Origin of the sequence: Robertmurraya massiliosenegalensis JC6, from assembly GCF_000311725.1 — a bacterium.
Classification (GTDB): Bacteria; Bacillota; Bacilli; order Bacillales; family Cytobacillaceae; genus Robertmurraya; species Robertmurraya massiliosenegalensis.
Window position 1 is genome coordinate 1 of the sequence record NZ_HE978514.1, and the last position, 25,334, is coordinate 25,334.

Annotated in this window: 21 protein-coding genes; 10 read left to right on the forward strand and 11 right to left on the reverse strand. The window is 38.4% G+C overall.

What is annotated here, in order from left to right; translation table 11 throughout:
• Nucleotides 1-373: 373 nt before the first annotated feature.
• Entirely contained in the window at nucleotides 374-1,249 is an 876-nt protein-coding gene (locus BMSHG_RS13375) for a nucleotidyltransferase-like protein (RefSeq protein ID WP_019154953.1), read from the reverse strand.
• A gap of 152 nt (nucleotides 1,250-1,401) precedes the next feature.
• On the opposite strand from BMSHG_RS13375, the gene BMSHG_RS13380 reads away from it, so the two are divergent.
• Nucleotides 1,402-1,755, forward strand: coding sequence for a YgzB family protein (locus BMSHG_RS13380; RefSeq protein WP_019154954.1), 354 nt, complete (start codon nucleotides 1,402-1,404; stop codon nucleotides 1,753-1,755).
• Nucleotides 1,756-1,835: 80 nt separating this feature from the next.
• Here BMSHG_RS13380 and perR read toward each other — a convergent pair whose 3' ends face one another.
• The 5 genes from perR to BMSHG_RS13405 all read right to left on the reverse strand — a co-directional run bounded on the left by perR (nucleotide 1,836) and on the right by BMSHG_RS13405 (nucleotide 5,357).
• On the reverse strand, nucleotides 1,836-2,273 hold the full coding sequence (gene perR, locus BMSHG_RS13385; RefSeq protein ID WP_019154955.1) for a peroxide-responsive transcriptional repressor PerR: 438 nt from the start codon (nucleotides 2,271-2,273) through the stop codon (nucleotides 1,836-1,838).
• Nucleotides 2,274-2,363: 90 nt separating this feature from the next.
• A complete protein-coding gene (locus tag BMSHG_RS13390) occupies nucleotides 2,364-3,314 on the reverse strand; it encodes a D-2-hydroxyacid dehydrogenase (protein WP_019154956.1) in 951 nt (316 codons plus the stop codon).
• A gap of 254 nt (nucleotides 3,315-3,568) precedes the next feature.
• A complete protein-coding gene (locus tag BMSHG_RS13395; RefSeq protein ID WP_019154957.1) occupies nucleotides 3,569-4,147 on the reverse strand; it encodes a hypothetical protein in 579 nt (192 codons plus the stop codon).
• A gap of 271 nt (nucleotides 4,148-4,418) precedes the next feature.
• Nucleotides 4,419-4,886: a thioredoxin-dependent thiol peroxidase gene (bcp, locus tag BMSHG_RS13400; RefSeq protein ID WP_019154958.1), complete on the reverse strand. Its 468-nt coding sequence runs from the start codon at nucleotides 4,884-4,886 to the stop codon at nucleotides 4,419-4,421.
• A gap of 66 nt (nucleotides 4,887-4,952) precedes the next feature.
• Nucleotides 4,953-5,357 carry a potassium channel family protein gene (locus BMSHG_RS13405; protein WP_019154959.1) on the reverse strand — a complete coding sequence of 135 codons (405 nt, stop codon included), beginning with the start codon at nucleotides 5,355-5,357 and terminating at the stop codon, nucleotides 4,953-4,955.
• Nucleotides 5,358-5,503: 146 nt separating this feature from the next.
• Between BMSHG_RS13405 and BMSHG_RS13410 the strand changes: the two genes are divergently transcribed.
• From BMSHG_RS13410 to BMSHG_RS13430, 4 genes are all read left to right on the forward strand, one after another.
• The gene (locus BMSHG_RS13410; RefSeq protein WP_019154960.1) at nucleotides 5,504-5,983 is read left to right on the forward strand and encodes a glutathione peroxidase; all 480 of its coding nucleotides are present in this window, start codon (nucleotides 5,504-5,506) and stop codon (nucleotides 5,981-5,983) included.
• 101 nt (nucleotides 5,984-6,084) lie between these two features.
• The gene (locus tag BMSHG_RS13415) at nucleotides 6,085-7,386 is read left to right on the forward strand and encodes a glutamate-1-semialdehyde 2,1-aminomutase (protein ID WP_019154961.1); all 1,302 of its coding nucleotides are present in this window, start codon (nucleotides 6,085-6,087) and stop codon (nucleotides 7,384-7,386) included.
• Between the two features lie 499 nt (nucleotides 7,387-7,885).
• Nucleotides 7,886-12,358: a glutamate synthase-related protein gene (locus tag BMSHG_RS13420; protein WP_026073450.1), complete on the forward strand. Its 4,473-nt coding sequence runs from the start codon at nucleotides 7,886-7,888 to the stop codon at nucleotides 12,356-12,358.
• 294 nt (nucleotides 12,359-12,652) lie between these two features.
• On the forward strand, nucleotides 12,653-13,735 hold the full coding sequence (locus tag BMSHG_RS13430) for an FUSC family protein (RefSeq protein ID WP_019154964.1): 1,083 nt from the start codon (nucleotides 12,653-12,655) through the stop codon (nucleotides 13,733-13,735).
• 35 nt (nucleotides 13,736-13,770) lie between these two features.
• Here the strand turns inward: BMSHG_RS13430 and BMSHG_RS13435 are convergent, their stop codons facing one another.
• From BMSHG_RS13435 to BMSHG_RS13455, 5 genes are all read right to left on the reverse strand, one after another.
• Nucleotides 13,771-14,673, reverse strand: a complete 903-nt coding sequence (locus BMSHG_RS13435) for an ABC transporter permease (protein WP_019154965.1) — start codon at nucleotides 14,671-14,673, stop codon at nucleotides 13,771-13,773.
• Between the two features lie 15 nt (nucleotides 14,674-14,688).
• Nucleotides 14,689-15,693, reverse strand: coding sequence for an ABC transporter permease (locus tag BMSHG_RS13440; protein WP_019154966.1), 1,005 nt, complete (start codon nucleotides 15,691-15,693; stop codon nucleotides 14,689-14,691).
• Nucleotides 15,694-15,823: 130 nt separating this feature from the next.
• A complete protein-coding gene (locus BMSHG_RS13445; RefSeq protein WP_019154967.1) occupies nucleotides 15,824-17,440 on the reverse strand; it encodes an ABC transporter substrate-binding protein in 1,617 nt (538 codons plus the stop codon).
• Between the two features lie 62 nt (nucleotides 17,441-17,502).
• Nucleotides 17,503-18,474: an ABC transporter ATP-binding protein gene (locus tag BMSHG_RS13450; RefSeq protein ID WP_019154968.1), complete on the reverse strand. Its 972-nt coding sequence runs from the start codon at nucleotides 18,472-18,474 to the stop codon at nucleotides 17,503-17,505.
• Entirely contained in the window at nucleotides 18,474-19,457 is a 984-nt protein-coding gene (locus BMSHG_RS13455; RefSeq protein WP_019154969.1) for an ABC transporter ATP-binding protein, read from the reverse strand. The genes BMSHG_RS13450 and BMSHG_RS13455 overlap by 1 nt, the downstream gene beginning before the upstream one ends.
• Nucleotides 19,458-19,967: 510 nt before the next feature.
• Here BMSHG_RS13455 and BMSHG_RS13460 point away from each other — a divergent pair.
• The 5 genes from BMSHG_RS13460 to BMSHG_RS13480 all read left to right on the forward strand — a co-directional run bounded on the left by BMSHG_RS13460 (nucleotide 19,968) and on the right by BMSHG_RS13480 (nucleotide 25,331).
• On the forward strand, nucleotides 19,968-22,079 hold the full coding sequence (locus tag BMSHG_RS13460; RefSeq protein WP_019154970.1) for a BglG family transcription antiterminator: 2,112 nt from the start codon (nucleotides 19,968-19,970) through the stop codon (nucleotides 22,077-22,079).
• 25 nt (nucleotides 22,080-22,104) lie between these two features.
• Nucleotides 22,105-22,548 carry a PTS sugar transporter subunit IIA gene (locus tag BMSHG_RS13465; protein ID WP_019154971.1) on the forward strand — a complete coding sequence of 148 codons (444 nt, stop codon included), beginning with the start codon at nucleotides 22,105-22,107 and terminating at the stop codon, nucleotides 22,546-22,548.
• Nucleotides 22,545-22,811, forward strand: coding sequence for a PTS sugar transporter subunit IIB (locus BMSHG_RS13470; protein ID WP_019154972.1), 267 nt, complete (start codon nucleotides 22,545-22,547; stop codon nucleotides 22,809-22,811). Before BMSHG_RS13465 ends, BMSHG_RS13470 begins: the two co-directional genes overlap by 4 nt.
• Before the next feature lie 30 nt (nucleotides 22,812-22,841).
• Complete coding sequence (locus BMSHG_RS13475) at nucleotides 22,842-24,137, forward strand: PTS ascorbate transporter subunit IIC (protein WP_019154973.1); 1,296 nt, start codon at nucleotides 22,842-22,844, stop codon at nucleotides 24,135-24,137.
• Between the two features lie 201 nt (nucleotides 24,138-24,338).
• Nucleotides 24,339-25,331, forward strand: a complete 993-nt coding sequence (locus BMSHG_RS13480; protein WP_019154974.1) for a phosphotriesterase family protein — start codon at nucleotides 24,339-24,341, stop codon at nucleotides 25,329-25,331.
• Nucleotides 25,332-25,334 lie beyond the last annotated feature (3 nt).

Consider the following 25,334-nt stretch of genomic DNA (forward strand, 5'->3'; position numbering starts at 1 on the left):
GAAGCTCCAATGTCTGTCGAAGCTTTACAGTCGCCTTCACTATTATATGTTGACGTATGATTTGTTTAGTTTTCAAAGTGCAGTGGATTTTCCTTTAGGGAAATTCCATCCCTCTATTTCACGCTAGTGAAAATATCTTTCCTCTTTTTCACGAAAGCGAAAATTTCTTTCGTTAATCGCTTTTTTCGCTAGTAAGAAAAATTCGTTATCGCTTCAGAGGCGACTTTCTTAATATAACATGTGGTGTTTTTAATGTCAACACCTTTTTAAAAAGTAAATCCGTCAAAGCAAAAGCATTTTTCAATGCGTTTCGCAGCGACGGATATTAATATACCAAGTATTTTAAAATAATGCAACCCTTTTTGATATTTTATTACGATAATTTTTTCGCAACAAAATAGCAACGGTGAAAAACACCCTGTCCTTTTGTTTCCACATTCTTCACATCAATATACCCTCTATCAATTAAATACTCGATTAGAATCGTTAGATCTACTGAATACTCCACCAGTTCTTCATGAGTAAGCATATCATTAAAGGTCCAGAAATCACGTTTCTCCATCACTTCTAATAAATGAGCGATCCCTACTTTAGTTCGTGAATGAATTAAAAACTCACTTGCTAGGAAGAGAAGCTCTAGACGTTTTTCCATCGTTTCATCACTGTTTACTAATTCTACATATAACTTATAAATTTCAGGCTCCATCTGTTTTACCTGACTCCAAACCGTTACCTCTGGATGGAATCCATTTTCAATGATAGATAGTCTAGCTAAATGATGTAGTGAATGAATAACATAATTATACGCATCTAGGTAGTGATGATTTTCAAAGAACGCCTTGCCATCCATATACCTGCGAATAAGCTTAGCAAATTCTAATCCCATTTTTACCTTACGTCCGTAAAAAGGGAATTCCTTCATCTCTTCTTTTAATTTCGCAACATATTCATTGCGATCGAAAAGGATTTTCCCATTATAAAGCCAATCGAATATTCTCTTATTTGTTCCTAGTAAGAGCCATTCATTTAACTTCTTTTCCGTTACCATGTAGAGCGCTGCTTTTTTTCCTTCATACGAATAATGCTTCACAAAGATCGGTTGCTCTGCTTCTTTTACGATCATCAAAAGAACTGTATCGAATGTATCAGTCGTTGGTATAGAGTATTGGATTTTTTCTATCGTTAGTACACCAAGTGTATTTGGGTGACTTGCCCTCTCTTGATAAATCGGACGAAGAATGTCTTCCATCATCATTCCCCCATTATTTTGTTAGCCTATATCTTCGACAATTCTATACGATCTCCTGCTTATTTTCTAGACAAACTTCGACAGAACCTTTTTCAAATCATTTAATTCATCTTCCATTATGTGATATAGTAATGTCTTAGGAGGGTACAATCATGGCTAAATATTCAAGTAAAATAAATAAAATCCGTACATTTGCCTTAAGCTTAATTTTTGTCGGATTTTTCATTATGTATCTCGGAATATTTTTTAGAGAGTCCGTCATTTTAGTTTCTATTTTTATGTTTTTAGGTTTACTATCTATTATCGCAAGTACTGTCGTTTATTTTTGGATTGGCATGCTTTCGACGAAGTCCGTTCAAGTTAAATGTCCGAATTGCCAAAAGCCAACGAAGATATTAGGTCGAGTCGATATATGCATGCACTGTAACGAACCGCTTACCCTTGATCCAAAATTAGAAGGCTTAGAGTTTAACGAAAAATATAATAGTAAAAAAGCAGATTCTTAAAGCTTACATACTAGACCAAACTCGGTAACCACGCCGAGTTATTTTTTTACAAAAAAATAACTGATAGCAGGAACTATCAGTTAATGAGCTTCTTTAGCTAAACAATCTGGACAAGACCCATAGATCTCCATCCGATGATGGCTTACTTTGAAGCCAGTTACGTGTGAAGCAAGATGTTCAACTTCATCCAATCCTGGGTAATGAAAGTCGACAATTTTTCCACAAGTTTCACAAATAACATGATAATGATGTGTTGTAATAAAATCAAAGCGGCTAGATGCATCCCCATAGGTTAATTCTTTAACAAGACCAACCTCACGAAATACTCTTAGATTGTTGTAAACCGTTGCCACACTCATATTTGGAAACTTACCTTCCAATGCTTTATAAATATCATCGGCAGTAGGATGTGACATTGAGTTTATTAAATACTCAAGTATCGCATGACGTTGTGGAGTTATTCTAACCCCAGTTCCTTTTAAGGTATCAAGTGCTTCTTTTAATTCACTATGTGACACCGCCATGCACCTCTTTTCTAGTATAAATTCTTATTTTATAATATTTATAATTAGTGTACTCGTATCGAGCCCCGTTTGTCAATATATCCGCTAATACCCACGGGTTAAATCTATATAATTAATCATTTTGTCACTTTTATTATTATATGTATGTAGATTTTTCTCAAATATTTCAAATGATCTTGGCAAATATTTCTTTGTCAAACTCGATAAATGTGGGGTGATGGTTACTCTTTCCTCTTTCCAAAATGAATGTCCCTCTGGCAATGGTTCCGTTGCAAACACATCTAAAAATAAATGAGCAATCTCTTTGTTCTTTATCACTTCAAAAAGAACATCTTCTTCTACCAGGTCACCACGACCAATATTAATAAAGACACACGTATCTTTCATCGATTTAAAGTGCTCATATGTTAGCAAATGAGTCGTTTCCGGTGTGCTTGGCAATACAGAAACAACAAAGTCCGCTTTTCCTACTACTGTAGAAATACCATCTAATTTACACAATTCATCTACGAATTCAACCGGATTCCCCGTTCGATTTACACCAATTGTCTTAATTCTAAATGCTTTAGCAAGTCGGGCAATTTCCCCACCAATTGCCCCTACACCTAATATAAGAATCGTTTTATCACAGAGCTCTTCCATTGACACACGACGATCCCATCGTTCCTCTTCTTCATTTTTCCATAACAATCGCGCTTGCTTAACATATTGCAACATGGTCCCCACTGTATATTCAGCCATCGGAATCTTATGTACTCCACGAGCATTGGTAACGATAATGCCTTTTTTACGGCAAGCTGACAGCGGCATTTTATCAAGACCTGCAGACATCACCATAATCCATTTTAAATTTCGGGCATTCTCAATTCGTTCTTCGGTTAAATCTTCGCCATAGGTGATAAAAATTTCAGCCTCCTGAAAACTTTCGAATGCATTCTTCATTCCTTTGAAAAATTCGAATTGAATAGCCGGAAATTTGGAACGAATCATTTCTTGGATTGACTCAGCAGGTAAAATCGATGAAACAACCTTCACATTAACACCCTCCTTATTTCCTTCTATTATAAACTTTTTTAACACGTTAATGGTTGATTTATTCCAAAAAAAGCAGGCCAACAATGTGACCTGTGAAAAATAAACATTTGTCTGAGGAGGTATGCCCTAATACAATCATATTCAACACTTGTATAGTTGCGTGGACACCAGCACAGGCTTTCTAAAAAAACAGATCAAAAAAGCTGCCTCAATAATAAGCAGCTCATCAAAATATAATATAAGAAATAAGTTCATTAAACTCCGATAACATTTCGAACTGGTATGGTCGTCATTTGATAATAATGTTGATACTCATGAAGCTTTCCTTCATATACAAGTTCCAATGTAGGAATTAGGACAAAATCATCTGGTCGGACAAGTTCTGGACATTTCTTCCAAAGTTTCAAACCACTCATCCTCAGAACAGTAGCGACAAACTGGGAACATGTAAAGGCATTGTTTCGCTTTAGCTCCATATTAAGAGCAATGGCGAAAATTCCCATCAAGTTATATCTATAATTAGCCGAAAAACGTTCAAACTGATAAATAATCTGGATAATGTGATTAAATTGTTCTTCGTTCACCGTTAATTTATACAATACACATTTTGTTTCCTTTTTATGAAAAAAGACGCCTTGGTCCATGCGTTCTTTCACAAAACCTCCCGAGAAAGGATTTGTGTATACCTTTCGTCCAAAGCTATAAATATCCTCCAAGCCTTCATCTAAGGCGATGGAAACATGATTATATGGAAATCTTGTGTACATTTTAATCATTTTAGAAAACCAGGTGCCTGTATCTGTTAGAAGAATATATATCTCTTTTTCTCTCAAATTCTATCACCTTCTTTGGCTCATTTTTTATCGGAATCCACAACATTTTTCTATTTTCATAAGTATTAGACGTATTTAAACAAGAAATTACTTCATTTTTTTGCAATTTTCTTTAAAAAAATAAAAAAATTGACCCCAATCTTAATTGGTAGTCAATCAATTGCATCCTATTCATAGGATTCATGACCAATATTCAACTAAATGATTCAAGAGCGACACGTATGTCTTAATGAAATCATACTATGAACCTTTGGTCTGATCCAGATCATATTTATAGATATTCTCTCAAATATTGTAAAGTATCTTCTACATGCCCTTTAACCTTGACCTTTTCCCACGCTCTAGCAATTTTTCCCTCTTTGTCAATGATGAAAGTAGAGCGTTCGATTCCCATATATTCTTTCCCAAAATTCTTCTTCAGCTTCCAAACGCCAAATTTCTCGGCCACTTCATGATCAACATCTGCCAATAGAAGAAAAGGAAGTCCATGCTTTTCAATAAACTTCTCATGTCTTGCAATCGGGTCAGGACTCACTCCTAAAATCACTGCATCAACATCCTCAAAGTTCGTGTGCTGATCTCTGAAATCACATGCTTCAGTTGTGCATCCAGGAGTCATATCCTTCGGGTAAAAATACAAAACGACATTTTTTTCGCGATAATCTGAAAGCTTCACCGTACTTCCATCACTTGCTGGCAATTGAAAATCCGGTGCCAACTGACCTTGTTCAATAGACATATCGATCCCTCCAATTCATTCCTATCATTAGGGTAACGAATCGGAAGAGCAAAAACAAGCTATACACTATTTCTCCATGTCAAGTACTGTCCTCGCTACAAAAGCTGCCGGAATCGTATAGCCAATCAACGCTTCAATAACGGCAATAATTCGTCCCACTCCAATTGGCGCAATATCCCCATACCCTACTGAAAATAATGTAACAGCACTAAAATACAGCCCTGTTTCAAGACGTTCTATAAATCGATTTGCAACTGGTACATAATTGTCATCCAGTACCGGGAAGTCGTGTAGTTCTAGCAATATATATAAAAGCCCAAAACTAATCATAACGGTTGCATAAATAGAGGCTAAAAATAAAAAATTTTCAAGTGATACTCGCTTCCCTTTGATTTTATTCGGAGTAAAAAGAAGTCGTACACTGCTTACTATACAAATCACAATTAGAATAATTGACGAGTAAAAAACCATCCATTCCCCTCATCTCAAGCAGATATAATCGTTCGAGTCTCTTCTATTTATACGTCTCATTAAGCACAGATAGAACAGCTTGTCTAAAGAGCTTTATCATAAGAAAAATGATAAACTGAGGTAAAGAAGAACTTAGGAGGGTGAACATGAAAACCGTTCATGATTTTAATGTAAAGATGACGACTGGTGAGGAAAAATCTTTGCGAGACTTTTCTGGTAAAGCATTGCTTATCGTCAATACCGCAAGCAAATGTGGGCTAACTCCCCAATTCAAAGGACTCCAAGAACTATATGATCAGTTCGCTGACCAAGGTTTAGAGATTTTAGGCTTTCCTTGTGATCAATTCAACAACCAAGAATTCGCTAATATTGATGAAACCATGCAATTTTGCCAAATGAATTACGGGGTCACTTTTCCAATGTTTGCAAAAATCGATGTAAATGGTGATAACGCCGACCCGCTTTTCAAATTTTTGAAAGAAGAGAAAAAAGGTGTTCTTTCCAAAAATATTAAATGGAACTTCACGAAATTCCTCGTTGATCAAAATGGGCATGTAGTAGAGCGCTATGCACCTACAACAGAACCAAGTCAAATCGAAAAAGATATTGAAAAACTATTAGCTTAGAAAGGATTGCCTACTTGGTAATCCTTTTTTCCATTAACAGCAAATCAAGCAAAAAAGTGCTAAAATGGGATAGGTATTATTAAAGTATTAGGAGGATTATGATGAAGTTTACAAATTCAGAACGTCTTCACGAGGAAGCGTTAGAATACATAGTTGGCGGGGTTAATAGCCCATCCCGTTCTTATAAAGCGGTTGGCGGCGGCTCCCCTGTTGCGATGGAGCGAGCAAGCGGTGCATATTTCTGGGATGTCGACGGCAACCAATATATCGATTATTTAGCGGCATATGGTCCCATCATCACAGGACACGCCCACCCACACATAACAGAAGCCATTAAACGAGCGGCTGAGACAGGTGTTTTATACGGCACCCCTACACCACACGAAGTGAAATTTGCAAAAATGCTCCGCGAGGCAATGCCTAATCTGGAAAAGGTTCGTTTTGTCAATTCTGGTACTGAAGCCGTTATGACAACGATTCGTGTTGCCCGCGCTTATACTGGCAGGGACAAAATCATTAAATTTGCCGGATGCTATCATGGCCATTCCGACCTCGTTCTTGTTGCGGCTGGTTCTGGTCCATCTACTCTTGGTACACCAGATTCTGCTGGCGTCCCTAAGAGCATTGCCCAAGAAGTGATTACCGTTCCTTTTAATGATATCGAACCATTTAAAGAAGCATTGCAAAAATGGGGCGACCAAATTGCTGGTGTTCTCGTTGAACCAATCGTTGGAAATTTTGGAATCGTTGAACCGAAGGAAGGTTTTTTACAACAAGTCAATGACCTTGCCCATGAAGCCGGAGCCCTTGTCATTTACGATGAAGTCATTACTGCTTTCCGCTTTATGTATGGTGGTGCGCAGGATATGTTAGGCGTTCAACCTGACCTAACCGCTATGGGGAAAATCATTGGTGGTGGTCTCCCTATTGGCGCATACGGTGGCAAGAAGGAGATAATGGAAAGTGTCGCTCCACTTGGACCAGCCTACCAAGCTGGTACAATGGCAGGAAACCCTGCTTCTATCTTATCTGGTATCGCCTGTCTAGAAGTGTTAAAACAAGATGGTGTATACGATTATTTAGATAAACTCGGCGCAATGCTTGAAGAAGGAATTACAAAATCAGCGCAAGAACATCAAATTCCAATTACAATCAACCGACTTAAGGGAGCCTTAACTGTTTACTTTACAGATGTGAAAGTCGAAAATTATGAGCAAGCTGAGAATACGGATGGCGAAATATTCGCTAAGTTCTTTAAACTCATGCTAGAACAAGGAATCAATCTTGCTCCGTCAAAATACGAAGCATGGTTCGTCACGATCGCTCATACAGTAGAAGATATTGAAGCAACCCTTCACGCTGTTAACCAAGCATTTCAGGAATTAGCAGCAACAAACTCTTAAAAGAACGAGCATAAATATTCATATTTTATGCATCAAAGAGCCTTGATTGGCTCTCTTTTTTTGTATAATATTCATTGAAAACGTTTACAATATTAGATTTCATGGTAAATTTTTCCCTGTTTTTTCTAAAAATATATCCAAGTTTCTGTATAAATAATTGATTTCTGAAAATTCTTATGATACACTGGAATTACTATTTGGCTACTTTAGGTGTGGTTATTTTTTGTCATATAATCTCACAACAAACTAGAGACGGAGTTTCACCTTTTCGAGCTCTTCCCCAATAGTTTTCAAAAAAAGCAGACTTTATCATTTTCGAGAATGATAGAGATGCTTCCTTCAATTTTCCACTCAAATTAAAGCCTATGGTTTGACTGATGGTTTATCGCCGATTGGTTACTTAATACATAGCATACCAATCAGGAAACTTCGGGAGACCGCTTATGAATTTTTAGGAGGTGAACGGCTTTTAAGGCAAAGCCTTTTTTAAGCCTAAGTTATGAAAAATCAACAATGGAGCCCCTCACAATTTAATGAATATTACCGTCATGAGCACGATGCATGCGGAATTGTAGCATCGATGGAAAAAACCAATACTCCTACACGCGAAAATATTTTCAATTGTATTAATGCACTTGTGACAATGAATCACCGCGCAGGATTCATTAACGGTGAAGGTGATGGAGTAGGAATTCATATCGACATCCCACGCGCACTTTGGAAAGAGAAGCTGACAAAAGCAGGGCAAGACGCCACGCTTGTTGACCAAGCTGGATTTGTAATCGGTCATATTTTTATTAATAGAAAAGAAAATCCACAATCTATTAAAAAAGAGTTGCTTTCAAAACTTACAAACTCTCAATTTGAGATTTTATTTGAATCAACAGAAGAAATTAATTCTTCTGCTCTAGGACCGATTGCCATTCAAGAAAATCCTGTTTTTTGGCAAGTTGCTTTCGTAAGTTCCGTTACAGGTCAAGAGCTTTCAAAGAAGCTTTTCGAACTAACAGTAGAGATAGAAAAAGATGACAATGTCCATGTTGCTTCATTAAGTCAATATCATGCTGTGTACAAAGTAATGGGCGCTGGTGATATTTTACCAAAGTATTATCATGACTTAGCAAATCCAATTGTCGCCTCCACGATGACATTAGGACATAATCGCTATTCTACAAATACATTATCAAGCTTCAATCGTGTGCAGCCGTTTAGCGTCCTTGGTCACAATGGTGAAATTAATACGATTGCGAAGCTCCGTGATGAAGCAAAAATGATCGGTGTCCCGCTAGTTAAGGACGGCAGTGATTCTCAAGACTTAAGCAGAACGATCGAAACGCTTATTTGCCGTGATGGCTATTCTTTATTTGAAGCATTGGATTTACTTTTCCCACCGATTATTAATGAAATGAAAGCTTATCCAAAACATCTTCAAGACTTGTATAGCTACATGCGTGAAGCTTGGGGGCACTTTGCCCAAGGACCAGCTGGAATTATCTCCCGCTTTGGTGATGAGGCAGTCTTTAGTGTCGATGCGTTAGGATTACGTCCTTTATGGATGCTTGAAACAGAAAGCTCTTACCTTTTCTCATCTGAGCCCGGGATTATCCCTTCAAGCGAATACGTCAATGAGCCAAAACCACTTGCTCCTGGAGAAAAAGTGGGCTTGAAGTGGGATGGCGATATATTAAAAGTATATGAGCAAGATCAATACCAAGCTACTGTTTATGATAGATTTTCAAAAAGAACAATCATTGAAGATGCAAGAAAGCGTCTATCCGTTCCAAAGCTTGAAAAAACAGTTAGCGTAACCTATCCTACGAAAATTCATAACGGTCAATATAAGGCTTTCGGTTGGGAAAGAGATCATATTCAATTAATTGAACAAATGGCGGAAAAGGGTGTCGAACCAATTCGTTCTCTTGGTCACGATTCTCCGCTAGCTGCGATTAATCCGAATCGCAAAAACGTCGCTGATTTTATCAAAGAGAGTGTTGCGGTTGTGACAAACCCTGCGATTGATCGTGACCGTGAGTCAGAGCATTTTTCAACAAGAACGATTATTGGAGGACGCCCTACCCTTTTTGAGAAAAAATCAGCAGGTACAGTCGTTGAACTCCTTACTCCACTTCTTATTGAAGGGGCAGCTGGCTATGAGTGCTCATTAGAATTAAATCAACCTAGCTATGACCAGGTTACGAACGTTTTCCAAAAGGAAAATCTCATTGCCTACTTGTCTACGACATTACAAAAAGAAGAAACGGTGCAAGCAGCATTAACTCGCCTACAAACTGAGGCGGTAAATGCCGTAAAGGATGGCAAAACACTAATTGTCCTCGATGATTGCCAAGCTCATTTGAATGATTCATTATGGCTTGATCCGCATCTTGCTACATCTGCTATCGATCAAGCGCTTGTAAAGGAAGAGTTAAGAAGAAATTGTTCGATTCTATTACGTTCTGCTTCAATCCGTTCTTTACATGATATTATTGTTGCTTTCGGATTAGGTGCTGACTTAATTAGCCCTTATTACATGTTTATGACAGTTCTTGATGATTCGATTAAGCCATTAGTTAACCTATACTCTGCCTTAACGAAAGGTTTAGAGAAGGTTATCTCGACCATTGGAATTCACGAACTTCGTGGTTATGGGAGATTATTCTCGGCGATTGGCTTAAACGAAGAAGTTGCCAATGTACTCAATATCGTTAACTTCTTTGGTTCACCTGATCTCAGCTTTAATTTTGAAACGATGAAAAATGACGCAATTGCAAGAGCGGTTGATTACCAAAACGAAAAAGAGCGTGTTGGCAAGTCCTTCAACCTCTTCCCTCGTATTTGGAAAGCGATTGGCGATGTTGCTTCAACAGGTGACTACAGTGCTTATAAAGAAAAAATTACGGAACAAGAAGAGCAAAATCCAACGACGATTCGTCATTTAACAAATTTGAAGGAAACCGAATCTAAGTTTTCAGCAAGTGATGTTGATATTAGTGTTGGAGAACATAGTTTACCATTTGTGATTTCTTCCATGTCCTTCGGTTCTCAGAACGAAATTGCGTTCCGTGCTTATGCAGAAGGTGCTGACCGTTTAAATATGGTGAGTTTAAATGGTGAAGGTGGAGAAATCAAAGATATGCTCGGCAAATACCCGAGAACTCGTGGGCAGCAAGTGGCCTCCGGTCGTTTTGGTGTAAATGCAGAACTTCTCAATTCATCTAACCTCCTTGAAATTAAAATTGGGCAAGGAGCAAAACCTGGTGAAGGTGGACATTTACCAGGCTCAAAGGTAACAGAAAAAATTGCTGAAGCAAGAAATGCTACGGTTGGTTCTGACTTAATTTCACCGTCAAACAACCATGACATTTACTCAATTGAAGATTTAGCGCAAATGATTCACGAGCTGAAAACGGCTAATGATAAAGCAAAGGTTGCCGTCAAAGTTCCAGTTGTACCAAATATCGGTACGATTGCTGTTGGGATTGCGAAAGCTGGTGCTGACATTATCACTTTAAGCGGATTTGATGGTGGTACTGGTGCAGCCAGAATTCATGCCCTACAATATGTTGGACTCCCAGTCGAAATCGGAGTTAAAGCAGCTCATAATGCATTATTAGAAGCTGGAATCCGTGACAATGTGGAAATTTGGGCAGATGGCGGAATCAAGAGTGCAAAAGATGTAATTAAGGTGATGCTACTCGGTGCTAACCGTGTTGGATTTGGTACATTATCGATGATTGCAATCGGCTGTACAACTTGCCGTGGCTGTCATTTAGATACTTGTCATGTCGGTATTGCAACGCAAATTGAATCTGAAGCACAAGCGAAGGATCATGGTTTAAGACGATTTGTTCCAAGACAATTCGACCTTGCTGTTCAAGGAATTATGAATCTCTTCACAGCATTTGGCAATGAACTAAAAGAATTAACCGCTTCTCTAGGATTCAATAATTTACAGGATATCGTCGGACGTTCTGACCTCCTAGAGCAAGCAAAAGGCAATGAACAGTTAGATTTAACTTATCTTCTGAAAACACTTGATATTGGTCAGTTTAATCAAAAAGAAGCCGCAGCTGCTTCAGAAGCTACACAGCTTCAAATGGCTGTTGGCGCTGAATTTTTAGATGGAAATGTTGGAGAACTGGAGCAATCTCGTGAATATCACAGCATTACATCTGAGCAGCGAGTATTAGGTAGCCGTGTTTCTTGTCACCGTGTTCGCGGTCGTCTCGATGGCTCTTATAAAACACTTCCTGCTGTTGAACTGAAATATAAAAACGGCTCGATTCCAGGTAATGGCCTCGGAGCATATAACAGCGAAGGGATCAAAATTGAAGTTGCTGGTGGTTCTCAAGATGGTACTGGTAAAACATCCTTTGGCGGCCAAATTGTTATCTTTAAGTCAAAGGGTAAAAACGGCCAATACTATAATGGTTCAGTCGGGAAAGGCTTCGGTTATGGAGCTCAACAAGGATTACTCGTTGCCCAAGGAAATGCCGATGCCCGCGCTGGTATCCGCCTATCAGGTGCTGATATGATTATCGGTGGCCAAGTGAAAAAGCCGATTCCAGCAAAGGAAAATGGCAATATCGGTTCTAGAGCTAACATTAAAGGCTTTGCCTTTGAATACATGACCAATGGTCGCGGCTTAGTACTAGGCGATCCTGGTCCATGGGCGTGTGCTGGTATGACCGGTGGTGTCGTTTACTTAAGACATCAACCAGAGATCGGTTTAACGAAGGATGCGATTCAACGAAGAATTGCCAAAGGTGCAAAAGTTTCCGTTGCATCTTTAACAGAAAAAGGGCTATCTGATGTTAAGGAGCTTCTTGGCCAATACGTTGACATGCTTAAGAGTGAAGGTCAATTGGAAGAAGCAAATGAACTCTCCCTTCTCTTGCAAGACCCAGAAGAGCATTTCGTTCAAGTCGTACCAGTCAAAGAACAAGCAGACCCTTCTGTCTCTACTGAGTGATTTTAGTTTATAGAATAAATTAGTTTGGCGCCCGCTTTTGTTTTAAGCGGGCGTTTTTTGGTGGGTTTAACTGAGGAATTGACCCCTTCATGAACCAGAGCTCTCCCCTTCTCTTTCAGCAAAACATGTCTCATGGCCCATCCCCAAATTGACTATCTTGCCTATTTCATACTCCCGTCACACAATATGAATTTTTGTCTATTGTGAAATAAAATAAAATAGTTTAAAGTATGTATACACATCTCCTATAATGAGAAGTGTTATTTTTGTTGTAAAGAAAGGATATATTTACTTATGAAGCTTGGTGCCCGCATTTTAAAGACCGGAATTGCAATCGTTCTGGCCCTCTTACTTGCAGAGGTATTCCAGTTGCCTTCTCCTATTTTTGCTGGTATCGCAGCTATATTTGCTGTGCAGCCAACAATTTATCGCTCATATTTGTCCATCATTGAGCAAGTTCAGGGGAATGTCATTGGGGCAATTGTTGCCGTATTGTTTGTTCTAACGCTGGGTAATAATGTTGCTGTGATCGGGCTTGCTGCCATCATCGTGATCACGATTAATTTGAAATTAAACATATCTAATACAATCAGCTTATCTCTCGTAACATTAATTGCAATTATGGAAAGTCCTGGAGACGAATTTATCGAGTTTGCCGTCATTCGCTTTTTAACCATATTACTCGGAATCTTGTCCGCCTTTATTGTAAACCTTGTTTTCTTACCTCCTAAATATGAAAAAAAGCTCTATTTTCGTATTGCCAATATGACAGAAGAAGCTACGAAATGGATTCGTATGAATACAAGACATGCGTCCGAACATTCTTTTTTAAAAAAGGATATTGAAAAAATTAAGGATGATCTTGTAAAGGTGAATCAGCTTTACTTGATGTACAAAGAGGAACGAAGCTATTTCAAGAAAAATACAACTACAAAAGCAAGAAAACTCGTCATTTACCGCCAAATGATTTCCACGACAAAAAAAGCCATTGAAATCCTGAAAAGACTTCATCGCTTTGAAAATGACGTCATTCATTTACCAGATGACTTTCATTTAGAAATTCAGCATCAGCTAGATTTCTTAATCGAACGGCATGAGCAGATTATGTTAAAGTTCATTGGCAAAGTAAAACGTGAGAGAACGATTGAGGATGATAAGCTTTGCCTTAACCGACAAGAATTATTTAGCCTCTTTATCGCAAAGCAAAAAGAAATCGATTATGAAAATGAAGTAACATTTTTTCATATCATGCAGTTAATTTCCTTTATTATCGAGTACGATGAGCATTTAAATCATTTAGATGTGCTCGTGACGAGCTTCAAATCGTATCATACGAAGGAAAATGAAGTTCATTTGGAAGAACCGGTGCAAGAGTAAAGCAGCTGATGGTCAGCTGCTTTTTTTAATCGTTTTTAATTTTTCATCCGCGGGTCTAAGGCATCCCTTAGTCCGTCTCCCATTAGGTTAAATCCAAGTACAGCTAACATAATCGCTAATCCTGGAAAGAACATCGTCCACGGAGCCTGAGTTAAGAGAGTTCTTGCATCTGCGAGCATTTTCCCCCATTCAGGATTTGGTGCTTCTGCCCCTAGCCCTAAAAAGCCGAGGGCGGCCGCTTCAATAATAGCTGTAGCGATTGCCAATGTTCCTTGAACAATGATTGGAGCAATGCTATTTGGCAAAACATGATGGAATAGGATTCGACTATTTTTCATTCCCACTCCCCGAGCGGCTAGAATGTACTCCTCCTGTTTGACACTTAAAACACGGGAGCGAATTAGTCGGCCAAAGTTTGGAATATTGATAACCGCAATCGCAATAAGTGCATTTCTTAAGGATGGTCCTAATACTGCCACAATCGCAATAGCAAGTAGAATACTAGGAAATGCTAATAGAATATCAAAGAACCGTGAAATAATCGTATCTACCCATTTCCCATAATAACCCGCGAGGATCCCTAATAGACAGCCGACAATGATCGAACCTGCAACGGAGATAAAACCAACCCATAGTGATATGCGCGCTCCATAAACAACCCTTGAAAATATGTCCCGCCCAAAATCATCTGTGCCAAACCAATATTCACTGGATGGAGCTAACAACGTTTTATCATACTTTTGTTCGTTGATTCCTTCTGGTGCGATAAGCGGAGCAAAAATGGCGATTAAAATGAAAAACAGGACGATCAGTGTTCCTATTACAGCGAGTTTATTTTTTCGAAAGCTCCTCCATGCTTCTAGCCAAGGGGAGACTGCTTTTTCTTCAATCGGCTCAATTGGCCCATGAAGTTGTTGTTTATTCGTTGAAAGTTCCAATTTCTCTCCCCCTCACTAATTGTATTTAATCCTTGGATCTATCGCAGCATATAATAAGTCAACGATTAAATTAATCAGGACAAAGATGACCGCAATAATTAAAATTCCTGATTGAATCACTGGATAATCACGATAGTTGATGGCGTCATAGATATAGCGTCCAATCCCAGGCCAACTAAATATCGTTTCTGTTAAAATCGCTCCCCCTAAGAGAAGTCCTGTTTGTAAGCCGATAATTGTCAATACAGGAATGATCGCATTTTTTAAGGAGTGCTTGTACACCACCCAAAACATGCGTAAGCCTTTGGCTCTTGCCGTACGAATGAAATCCGATTTCATCACTTCAATCATCGATGAACGCGTGATACGAGCAATAATCGCCATCGGAATGGTCGCAAGGGCCACACTTGGTAAAATTAAGTGCTTGATTACCACCCCTAATTGATCCATTCTTCCTTGAATGAGCGTATCAATAATATAGAAATTCGTGATTGCCTCTACTGGGGCTCGTACATTTTCTCTCCCCGAAGTTGGGAGCCAATCTAAATTAATCGCAAATATCCATTGCTCCATTAAACCTAACCAGAATATCGGCATCGATACTCCAATTAAGGCAAGTACCATGGCGATATAATCGAACCAAGAATTTTGGAACCATGCACTAATAATTCCTGCATTTACTCCGATGACGATCGCAATGAGCATGGCACAGAAAGCTAGTTCTGCAGTTGCTGCTAAAAATGGCCATATTTCTTCATTAATAGGAGATTTTGTTCGTAACGACTCTCCTAAATCACCCGTTACTAGTCCACCTAAGTAAAGGAAGAATTGTGTATACCACGGCTGATCCAATCCTAGTTCTTTCGTCAGTTGTGCAACCGCTTCCTCTGTTGCTAACTGTCCTAAAATGATTTGGGCTGGATTTCCCGGAATGGCTCGAATCATGAAAAAGACGATTAAAGCAAGGCCGAGTAAAACTGGAATGAGTGAAAAGAGTCGTTTAATCGTATAAGAAAGCATGATTGCACCTCTCTTGCTAGGAAATTGTAGCTCTTATAGAAAGTTGTTTTTCCATTTGAAAAACAACCTTCTATAAGAGCAGGATAAAGAAAAGGGAGACACCATTTTTTGAGCTCCCTTTTCCTCCACCTTAGTTATTGATTTCAACAGATGATAAAAGATCAGAACCTGTTGGATGCGCTAAGAAGTTAGAGACATTCGAACCACCTGCAAGGAGCGGTGTAGAGTGTACTAAAGGAATCCAAGGTGCGTCATCCTTTATAATTACTTGGGCTTGTTTGTAAAGCTCTTCACGCTCAGCTTGGTCTGCACTTGCTTGTGCTTTTAGTAAAAGCTCATGGACTTCATCATTCTTGTAGTAAGAATAGTTATTTGAGCCGATAGAATCTTCATCTAGTAATACATATAAGAAGTTATCAGCGTCCCCATTATCGCCAGTCCAACCTAGCAAGAATGTATCTGCTTCTCCCTTCATAGCCTTATCCAAGTAAGTCCCCCACTCGTAAGTGACTATTTTCGCTTTCACTCCAACTGCTTCAAACATACTTTGTAGTGCTTGTGCTACTTTTTCCCCTTCAGGCATATATGGTCTTGGAACAGGCATTGCCCAAAGTTCCATCTCAAAACCATCAGGATAGCCAGCTTCAGCCAGTAATTCCTTTGCTTTTTCTGGGTCGTACTCATAATCCTCAACATCAGGATTATAACCAGCAACTACTGGCGGCATTGGGTTAATGGCAGGCTCAGCAGCACCAGCATAGAATGCATTAATGATCTCTTGCTTATTAACCGCATAGTTAAGTGCTTGACGTACAAGTTTGTTATCTAGTGGTTCACGTGTAGACGTTAATCCTAAATATCCAATGTTTAAAGATGGACGCTCAAATATTTGAAGATCTGGATTTCCATCTATTGTTGCTTTATCACTAAAATTGACACCATCAATTAAATCAACTTCTCCTGCAATTAAAGCATTTAATCGTGCAGAGTTATCCGGGATTGCACGGAAAATAACTTCATCTAACTTAGGCAGACCTTCTTGCCAGTAATCTTCATTTTTCACAATTGTAATACGGTCATTTTCTCTCCACTCTTTAAATTTGAATGGACCCGTACCTACTGGATTTTTGAAGAAATTGTCTCCATACTCCTCGATTGCTGCTGGACTAGCAATTCCAAACGGTGACATCGCTAAGTTTTTGTAGAATGGAGCAATTGGCGTATTTAACTTAAATTCAACTGTATACTCATCAACTGCTGTTACGGAATCAATTTTGTCTCCAAATTGAGAATTGTAATAATAAAACTGTTCTTTGTCGCCACCCATCCAACGCTCAAAGTTAAACACAACTGCATCAGCATTGAAATCTGTTCCATCATGAAACTTAACGCCTTCACGAAGGGTAAGTGTATGTGTTAAGCCATCATCACTTGTGTCCCAGTCTGTCGCAAGACCTGCTTCGATTTCTGTATCTTGTTCTCCGAAGTTAATTAACGTTTCATAGAGGTTCACAGTAACTTTAAAGGCTTCACCTTCTGTTGTTGCCGCTGGATCAAGGGATGTAGAGTCTCCGCCACGTCCAAATACAAGCTGTCCACCAGATGCTGCTTCTTCTGTTGGATTGTCAGTGCCTGAATCATCTGGCTCTTCTTCCTCGTTTCCTGCTGAATTACTATTACAACCTACTAAAGCCAACGAAAGAACCAACATCAATACTAAAGCCCAAATACCTTTACTCTTCTTCATTCTTTTCCCCCTTTAATTTTTTGAGAATCTCTTTCTTTTTTCTATATCATTGAATGCCCTTATCATTTATTGTACAAATGACAAGCTGCATAATGACCAGGTTCAATCTCGACCAATTCAGGCCTTGTCGTCTTGCAAATTTCCATGCATTCTCCACATCTTGTATGGAATGCGCATCCTAGCGGAGGGTCTGATGGACTCGGCAAGTCTCCCTTTAATATTTCTCTTTCTTGCACTACATCTGGATCTGGTATCGGAATGGAAGCTAATAACGCTTTAGTATAAGGGTGCAGTGGTTTTTCATAGAGTTTTTCTGATTCAGTAATCTCTACCAATCTTCCTAAATACATCACTCCCACTCTATCACTTATATGCTTAACAACACCGAGGTCATGCGCAATAAAAATGTAAGTTAATTGAAATTCTTTTTGCAAATCCTCCATCAGGTTAAGAACTTGTGATTGAATAGAAACGTCCAAGGCGGATACTGGTTCATCCGCAATGATTAATTTCGGCCTTGTCATTAAGGCTCGGGCAATGCCAATACGTTGTCTTTGGCCCCCACTAAATTGATGTGGATACCGCTTCGCATGGTAGCTATTTAATCCAACGACTTCAAGCATTTCCTTTACTCTTCTTTTTCGTTCATCCTTATCTTTCACTCCATGAACGATAAGTGGCTCCTCAAGGATTTTCTCGACCGTATGCCGTGGATTTAATGAGGCAAATGGATCTTGAAAGACCATCTGAATTTCTTTTCTCATTTGTCTCATTTCTTCTGCTTTCAGTTTCGTCAAATCTTTACCATCAAATTTCACGTTTCCTGCTGTCGGTTCTAGTAATCGCATAAGGACTCGACCAGTAGTCGACTTTCCACAACCTGACTCTCCAACAAGCCCAAGTGTTTCACCTTTATTTACGTAAAAGCTAACATCATCAACTGCTTTTACATCACCAATCTTTTTTCCAAGAATCCCACCAGTAATCGGGAAATATTTTTTCAGGTTGTCCACCTTTAACAACACTTCTGCCATTACTGTTCACCTCCAGCATGCAGGAAGCAGCGAACATAATGGCCGTCATCCTGTTTATATAGATCTGGATCCTCTACAAAGCACCGGTCATGTGCCTTCTCGCATCTTGCAGCAAAGCGACACCCTTTCAAAACCGTTCCTGGTTTTGGTACATTTCCGGGAATTGAATAGAGTCTATCTTTCTTCTCCCGTACATCTGGAACAGATTGCAAAAGACCAACTGTATACGGATGCTTTGGATTTTTGAAAATCTCCCGTACATTTGCTTCTTCTACAACTTTACCTGCATACATGACAATAACTCTTTGGCAAACTTCCGCAACGACACCTAAATCGTGAGTGATCATGATAATCGCCGTGTCCAGTTTTTTATTTAAATCCTTCATTAGTGTGAGAATTTGCGCTTGAATGGTGACATCTAAGGCAGTCGTAGGTTCATCTGCAATAAGAAGCTTTGGATCGCAGGATAACGCCATGGCAATCATGACTCTCTGTCTCATTCCACCCGAAAGCTGGTGCGGAAATTCTTTCATAATTTGCTCTGCTCTCGGTAGCCCAACAAGTTTAAGCATGTCGACGCCGATTTTGAATGCTTCCTTCTTATTTACTTTTTTATGTAAAATAATTCCTTCCACCAATTGATTTCCAATCGTGAATAAAGGATTTAAGGACGTCATCGGCTCTTGAAAAATCATCGCAATATCGTTTCCTCTTATTTGACGCATTCTCTTTTCTGAAGCGGGAACGATATCTTCTCCATTTAAGAGAATTTCTCCACCGACAATTTTTCCCGGTGGTTGAGGAACAAGCTTCATAATCGATAAGGAAGTTACACTTTTTCCACAGCCTGATTCTCCAACGATCCCAAGAATCTCTCCTTTATGAACTGCAAAACTAATATTATCGACCGCCGGAATTTCACCGTCAGATGAAATAAACGACGTTCTTAACTCTTTCACATCTAAAACGGGAGCTTGATTCACACCTTTACTCCTTTCAAAGTTGCATTTTTAATTCAAAAACTGAACCTTTGTAGAAAAATTTAAAACATTTTATTCCACTGAATAGTTCGCTTCTTAGGATCATTTACTATTTCAATCTTTCTAATATTCTACATTTTATAAAAAAATTCCCTATTCGTCCACTATTAACCAGAATTATTTGTATATAATAAATTTTCTATTAATAATAATTAGATTACAAAACCTGTCATATCAACTATAAATAGTTGTTATATTCTAAAAATATTTTTGCGAAATAAATATCCTCAACACATTTCCTTCATTATGACGATAATTCCCAAAAGAGCTTTAGAAATATTTTTGAAAATGTAACCATATGTGTTTTTTGATAATTTCGATTAATCAGTACGGTTTTGCACAAAAGATGATGATAGCAATCGTTCTTTTAATATCAATAGAGAAGTTGTACGATCAAGGTAAGCAATTGCTTTATCTTTCTGCACCACCCTTACGTGCAAGGAGGAATTTGACATGTCACTAGATAAACGCAGTACTGCCATTTTGATGCAATTAATCAATGCTGACTCTTATTTGTCTGCAGAAGAATTAACAGAGAAATTAAATGTTTCACGCAGAACCATTTATTATGATATGGAAAAAATCAATGATTGGCTTGATAGCCTTGGGATCGACAAGATTGCAAAAGTTCGTAGTGCTGGATTTATTCTAACAGCCGAAGCAAAAAAACAGATTCCAAACAACCTTGAGAGTATGCAAGCTTGGCACTATGAATATTCACAGGATGAACGCAAGGCATGGATTGCTATCTATATTTTAATGGGTGGACAAAGATATTTTCTCGAGGATTTAATGAAGAAAATTAGAGTTAGTAGGACTACTACGATTGAAGATATTAAATCATTAAAAGCAGATATTCGCTCCTTCCATCTTCAGTTGGATTTCGAGCGAAAAACAGGCTACACCATAAGAGGTGAGGAAGCTGAAATTCGAAGAGCCATTGGCTATTATTTGTCGATTGCAATCCCTATACAAAATCAGCATTCATTAGTAGCAGCCCTTCAAATCCAATTTAATGACTCAATCAGTAGTGCTCAACTTTTAGAGTTCCTAAGACAGGTGTATCATCTACTCTACCAAAGCGAAAAACAACTAAATATCAAGTTTACAGATGATATGCTTTATAGCTTAAGTTTGCGAATAGTGTTATTTAGCATCCGGATTACTCAAAAAAATGATATAAAAATGGATGTAGTTGAGAAAGAAGTTTTACGGAAAACGAAGGCATTTTTAGTAACAAAACAAATTTGCTGTGAACTTGAACGTATATTTAAAACACCCTTTCCTGATGATGAGAAGTTCTATTTAACAACTTATTTATTAGGGGCACGCGTTAATTATTCTGAGGAAGATCGAAATGACAATATCCTTTCAGAGGAATTAATGAATGTTGCCAAAAAAATGACTCATCAATTTCAAATTCTTGCTTGTACATTATTTGATGATCAGGAAATGCTCGTAAAAAATCTCGTTCTTCATTTAAAGCCAGCATTCTATCGTGTCAAATACGGGCTTGATGTTGAAAAAAATATTGTTGACTCTGTGAAATCTAAATTTGAAGAGGTGTACTCCCTCACACAAAAAGTAATCGAGCCCTTCGAAACATTAATTGGCAAACCATTACCTGAAAATGAAATAGCTTACATTTCATTTCATTTTGGCGGTTGTCTACGAAGAGCCGGGACTACATTGATTTCTAGAAAAAAAGCATTAGTCGTATGTGCAAACGGAATTGGCACCTCGCAAATATTAAAACAGCAAATAGAAGGTTTATTTTCGACTATTGATATTATTGATTCTGTTTCTGTTCGAGATTATGAGGAAAAGGACTATATGATTGACCTCGTTTTTTCAACAATAGCGATTCAAAAAAAGGATGTTCCAGTATTTGTCGTTAGTCCCATTCTATCTGATGCTGAAAAAGAAAGTTTATTAAAAAAGGTCAACGCCATCTTTAATCGTTCGCAAAAACAACATCTCGCAACAGATAGAATCATCGATGTTATTGAACGGTATGCCACGATTCACCAAAAAGATGAACTCGTTAAAGAACTAAGACACTATTTAAATCGACCAGAAATCACGATAGCTGAGACGTATAAACCTAATTTAATTGACATTTTAAAAGAAGAATATATCCACACAGCACAAAGTGTTTCAGATTGGAAGTCTGCTATTAAATTGGCGGCGCATTCCCTTATAGAAGATGACTATATTACGGAAACATACCGAGATGCGATGATTTCAAATGTTGAAAAGCATGGACCTTATATCGTTATTTCTCCAAAAGTAGCGATTCCTCATGCGAAACCAGAAGATGGCGTCAAACAACTTGGTATGAGTCTGTTAAAACTTGAAGAAGCCGTTTCCTTTTCAAATGATTCAAAGCATGATGTTTTCTTAATCATTACATTTGCTCCATTTGATCAAGAGTCACATCTCAGGGCTTTATCCCAATTAACAGGATTATTTTCCAAAAGAGACACAGTGGACAGATTAATCAAACTTCAATCATCACAGGAAATCTATCAATATATTAAACAATCCTTAATTGAACAGCATTAGGTTAACGAACATGGAGGTGTGATAAATGAAATTTTTGGAGGAATCATTAATTGCTTTAGACGTAGAAGCTGCATCACCTGAAGAAGCGATTTTTAGCACAGGCATGCTTCTAATGAAAAATGAACTTGTCGAAGAAACATACGTACATGCCATGGTGCAATCCTTTCAAACAAATGGTCCATATTTTGTTCTGGCACCCAATATAGCTCTTCCCCATGCAAGGCCAGAAGATGGCGTTAAAGAGGCATGTGTGTCATTTGTAAGACTAAAGACACCTGTTAAATTTGGTCATTCTTTTAACGACCCAGTGAGGTTAGTATTCGCCTTAGGTGCTTCCTCAAGCATCGAGCATGTTACCGTACTGCAAAAGTTAACGGCGCTTCTATCCGATCAAGAAAATGTTGAAAAACTACTAAATGCCAAAAGCTATGAAGATATTAAACCATTAATAGGGGGACAAAACTCATGAAGATTTTATGCGTATGTGGTCTAGGACAAGGAACAAGTTTAATTTTACGAATTAATGTTGAAAACGTATTGCGCACTATGGGAATTGAAGCAGATGTAGAAAACACCGACGTTTCCAGCGCTTCTGCAGAACGTCCTGACTATATCATTACAAGCAATGAATTATCACAATCACTAGCAGGCCATTCATCGAAAATCATCATCGTTAATAACTACTTTGATACAAATGAAATTAAAACAGCTCTTGAAGCGAATATCGTTTAGTAAAGGCAAGTTAATAAAGGAGGGAAAACAATGGAGGTTATTCAATGGTTAGCATCTAACTTCTTCGGGATACCAGCTATTTTATTAGGTTTTATCGTGTTGCTTGGGTTGATCTTACAGAAAAAGAATACAAGTCAAATCATCAGCGGTACATTTAAAGCCATGATTGGTTTCTTAATCATTAATGCTGGTGCAGGCGTCATTACAGGTTCCCTAGGAGTTTTTGAACCAATGTGGAGTGAGGTATTTGGGATTGAAGGCGCAGAATTTAGTTCCTTTATGGGGCAAGAAGCGTTCAATGCGAAATACGGCTCAGCTGTAACATTAGCGATGTTTATCGGATTTGTCATCAACGTATTATTAGCACGGTTTACGCGCTTTAAGTATATTTACTTAACAGGACATATGATGTTCTGGACAACGATGATTTTCGCTGGTGTCCTCATCGACACTACAACAAATATTCCGTTCGCCGCATTAGTTCTTATATTATCCGTATTTATGGGGATTTATTGGACATTTCAACCAGCTATCGTCCAACCATATATGCGCAAAATTACTGGACATGATCAAATAGCGCTAGGGCATACTTCTGCGCTTGTAGCCCTACTTGCATCTTGGTTTGGAAAATGGTTCGGAAATAAAGAAAACGATTCAGAAAAAATCAAATTGCCTAAAGGTCTTGAATTCCTTCGAGACTCCAATGTTATCACTGCACTCACGATGAGTATTCTATTCGTAGTAGGTGCCGTCATTCTTTCACTAAAAGATACTCCAGCAGCAGAAGCGTTAATCGCTCAAGCTGGCGATCAGAACTTTATTATGTACGCGATTATTCAATCCTTTACCTTTGCAGCTGGTATAGCTGTCGTCCTTTTCGGGGTAAAAATGTTCATTGGTGAGATCGTTCCTGCCTTCAATGGTATCGCTACAAAACTTGTTCCAGGTGCAAGACCTGCATTAGATGCACCTATCGTCTTCACTTATGCGCCAAATGCAGTTATTCTTGGTTTCCTTGGAGCATTCGTAGGTGGACTTATCTGGCTGGTTGTTTTAGGTCAAACAGTAGGTTATGTGTTTGTACCAACGATGATTGTACTATTCTTCCACGGAGCAACAGCTGGTGTATTTGGAAACGCAACTGGTGGTGTACGAGGTGCCCTAATGGGTGGTTTCATCACAGCAACTATTGTCGCTTGGGGACAATATTTCATGGTTAAAACACTCATTTCTTCTACAATACCAGACACCGCCATGTGGGCCGCAGATTCTGATATGTTCATCTTAGGACCACTATTCAAATTAATCGGAATGCTATTTAATTAACAACAAAATGAAAACCGACATCCATCAGTCTTCAGTTTGAATGACAACGTTTGGTTCACCTTGCTAAATCTTGAGAAAAGCGGAGTTTCCCATGAAGGGAACAAGCACGAGAAAAGGGAAAGAAAGCAGACGTTTGCGATAACCGCCTGAGCCGACATGAATCTATGTCGGTTTTCATTTAGTCAACTAGGAGGAATTGAGATGAGTTTTATTCGTACATTAAGAGGAGATATTAAGCCGGAAAAGTTAGGGTTTACTTATTCTCATGAACATATTGTTTGTCGTCCAGCCTATTGGGCTGAAAGAGATGCCAATGATTTACTATTAGATGACAAAGAAAAATCTAAAAAAGATGTTGCCGATTTCAAACATCATGGCGGACAGGCAATTGTTGATGCTACTGCCATTGATTATGGTCGAGATGTTCCCGCTGTCAAGGAAATTGCGGATGAGCTTGATCTCCATATTATCGGTACAGCTGGTTTTAACAAGAGTTTTCTATGGGATGGAAAGATTAAAGAAGAACTCAAACCCATTATTGGCAATTATGAAACCTATGCAGAATGGATTGACAATACAAGTATTAATAAACTAACTGAATTTGTCATTAGAGAAGTAGAAGAAGGGCTGGAAGGCACCCCATTTAAAGCCGGACAGGTAAAATTCGGAACAGGTTATAACCGGATTACACCTTTAGAGGAAAAAACTTTGCGAGCAGTCGCTAGGGCTCACCATGAAACAAAAGCTCCCATTCATTCACATACCGAAGTTGGCACAATGGCATTAGAGCAAATTGAGCTATTAAAATCAGAAAATGTAAATCTCGAATTCTTAAGCCTCGGACATATGGATCGCAATCCAGATCCATACTATCATGAGAAAATAGCCAAAACAGGAGCACTCTTAAGCTTTGATGGGATAGCGAAAATCAAATACGCACCAGAATCACTTAGAATTGAATGTATTTTAAATTTAGTAGAAAAAGGCTATGAAAACCAAATCCTCATTTCTGGAGATACAGCTCGTAAAAGTTATTATAAGCACTATGATTACGGTTTAGGTCTAGAATACATTATTGCCAAGTGGGTTCCAAGATTCATTGATGAAGCGAATCAAAAAGGGTTTAATGGGGAGCAGTTAATTCATAAATTCTTTGTAGAAAACCCAGCAAAATGCTTCACATTTAAAAAATAGTCA

What these genes read in the sequence shown, in the direction of transcription:
- BMSHG_RS13420 (WP_026073450.1), top strand. Translation starts at nt 7,886, where the DNA reads ATGAAAAATCAACAATGGAGCCCCTCACAATTTAATGAATATTACCGT.
- BMSHG_RS13380 (WP_019154954.1), top strand. Translation starts at nt 1,402, where the DNA reads ATGGCTAAATATTCAAGTAAAATAAATAAAATCCGTACATTTGCCTTA.
- BMSHG_RS13475 (WP_019154973.1), top strand. Translation starts at nt 22,842, where the DNA reads ATGGAGGTTATTCAATGGTTAGCATCTAACTTCTTCGGGATACCAGCT.
- BMSHG_RS13445 (WP_019154967.1), bottom strand. Translation starts at nt 17,440, where the DNA reads ATGAAGAAGAGTAAAGGTATTTGGGCTTTAGTATTGATGTTGGTTCTT.
- BMSHG_RS13460 (WP_019154970.1), top strand. Translation starts at nt 19,968, where the DNA reads ATGTCACTAGATAAACGCAGTACTGCCATTTTGATGCAATTAATCAAT.
- BMSHG_RS13410 (WP_019154960.1), top strand. Translation starts at nt 5,504, where the DNA reads ATGAAAACCGTTCATGATTTTAATGTAAAGATGACGACTGGTGAGGAA.
- BMSHG_RS13430 (WP_019154964.1), top strand. Translation starts at nt 12,653, where the DNA reads ATGAAGCTTGGTGCCCGCATTTTAAAGACCGGAATTGCAATCGTTCTG.
- BMSHG_RS13450 (WP_019154968.1), bottom strand. Translation starts at nt 18,474, where the DNA reads ATGGCAGAAGTGTTGTTAAAGGTGGACAACCTGAAAAAATATTTCCCG.
- BMSHG_RS13405 (WP_019154959.1), bottom strand. Translation starts at nt 5,357, where the DNA reads ATGGTTTTTTACTCGTCAATTATTCTAATTGTGATTTGTATAGTAAGC.
- BMSHG_RS13415 (WP_019154961.1), top strand. Translation starts at nt 6,085, where the DNA reads ATGAAGTTTACAAATTCAGAACGTCTTCACGAGGAAGCGTTAGAATAC.
- bcp (WP_019154958.1), bottom strand. Translation starts at nt 4,886, where the DNA reads ATGTCTATTGAACAAGGTCAGTTGGCACCGGATTTTCAATTGCCAGCA.
- BMSHG_RS13465 (WP_019154971.1), top strand. Translation starts at nt 22,105, where the DNA reads ATGAAATTTTTGGAGGAATCATTAATTGCTTTAGACGTAGAAGCTGCA.
- BMSHG_RS13480 (WP_019154974.1), top strand. Translation starts at nt 24,339, where the DNA reads ATGAGTTTTATTCGTACATTAAGAGGAGATATTAAGCCGGAAAAGTTA.
- BMSHG_RS13375 (WP_019154953.1), bottom strand. Translation starts at nt 1,249, where the DNA reads ATGGAAGACATTCTTCGTCCGATTTATCAAGAGAGGGCAAGTCACCCA.
- BMSHG_RS13440 (WP_019154966.1), bottom strand. Translation starts at nt 15,693, where the DNA reads ATGCTTTCTTATACGATTAAACGACTCTTTTCACTCATTCCAGTTTTA.
- BMSHG_RS13470 (WP_019154972.1), top strand. Translation starts at nt 22,545, where the DNA reads ATGAAGATTTTATGCGTATGTGGTCTAGGACAAGGAACAAGTTTAATT.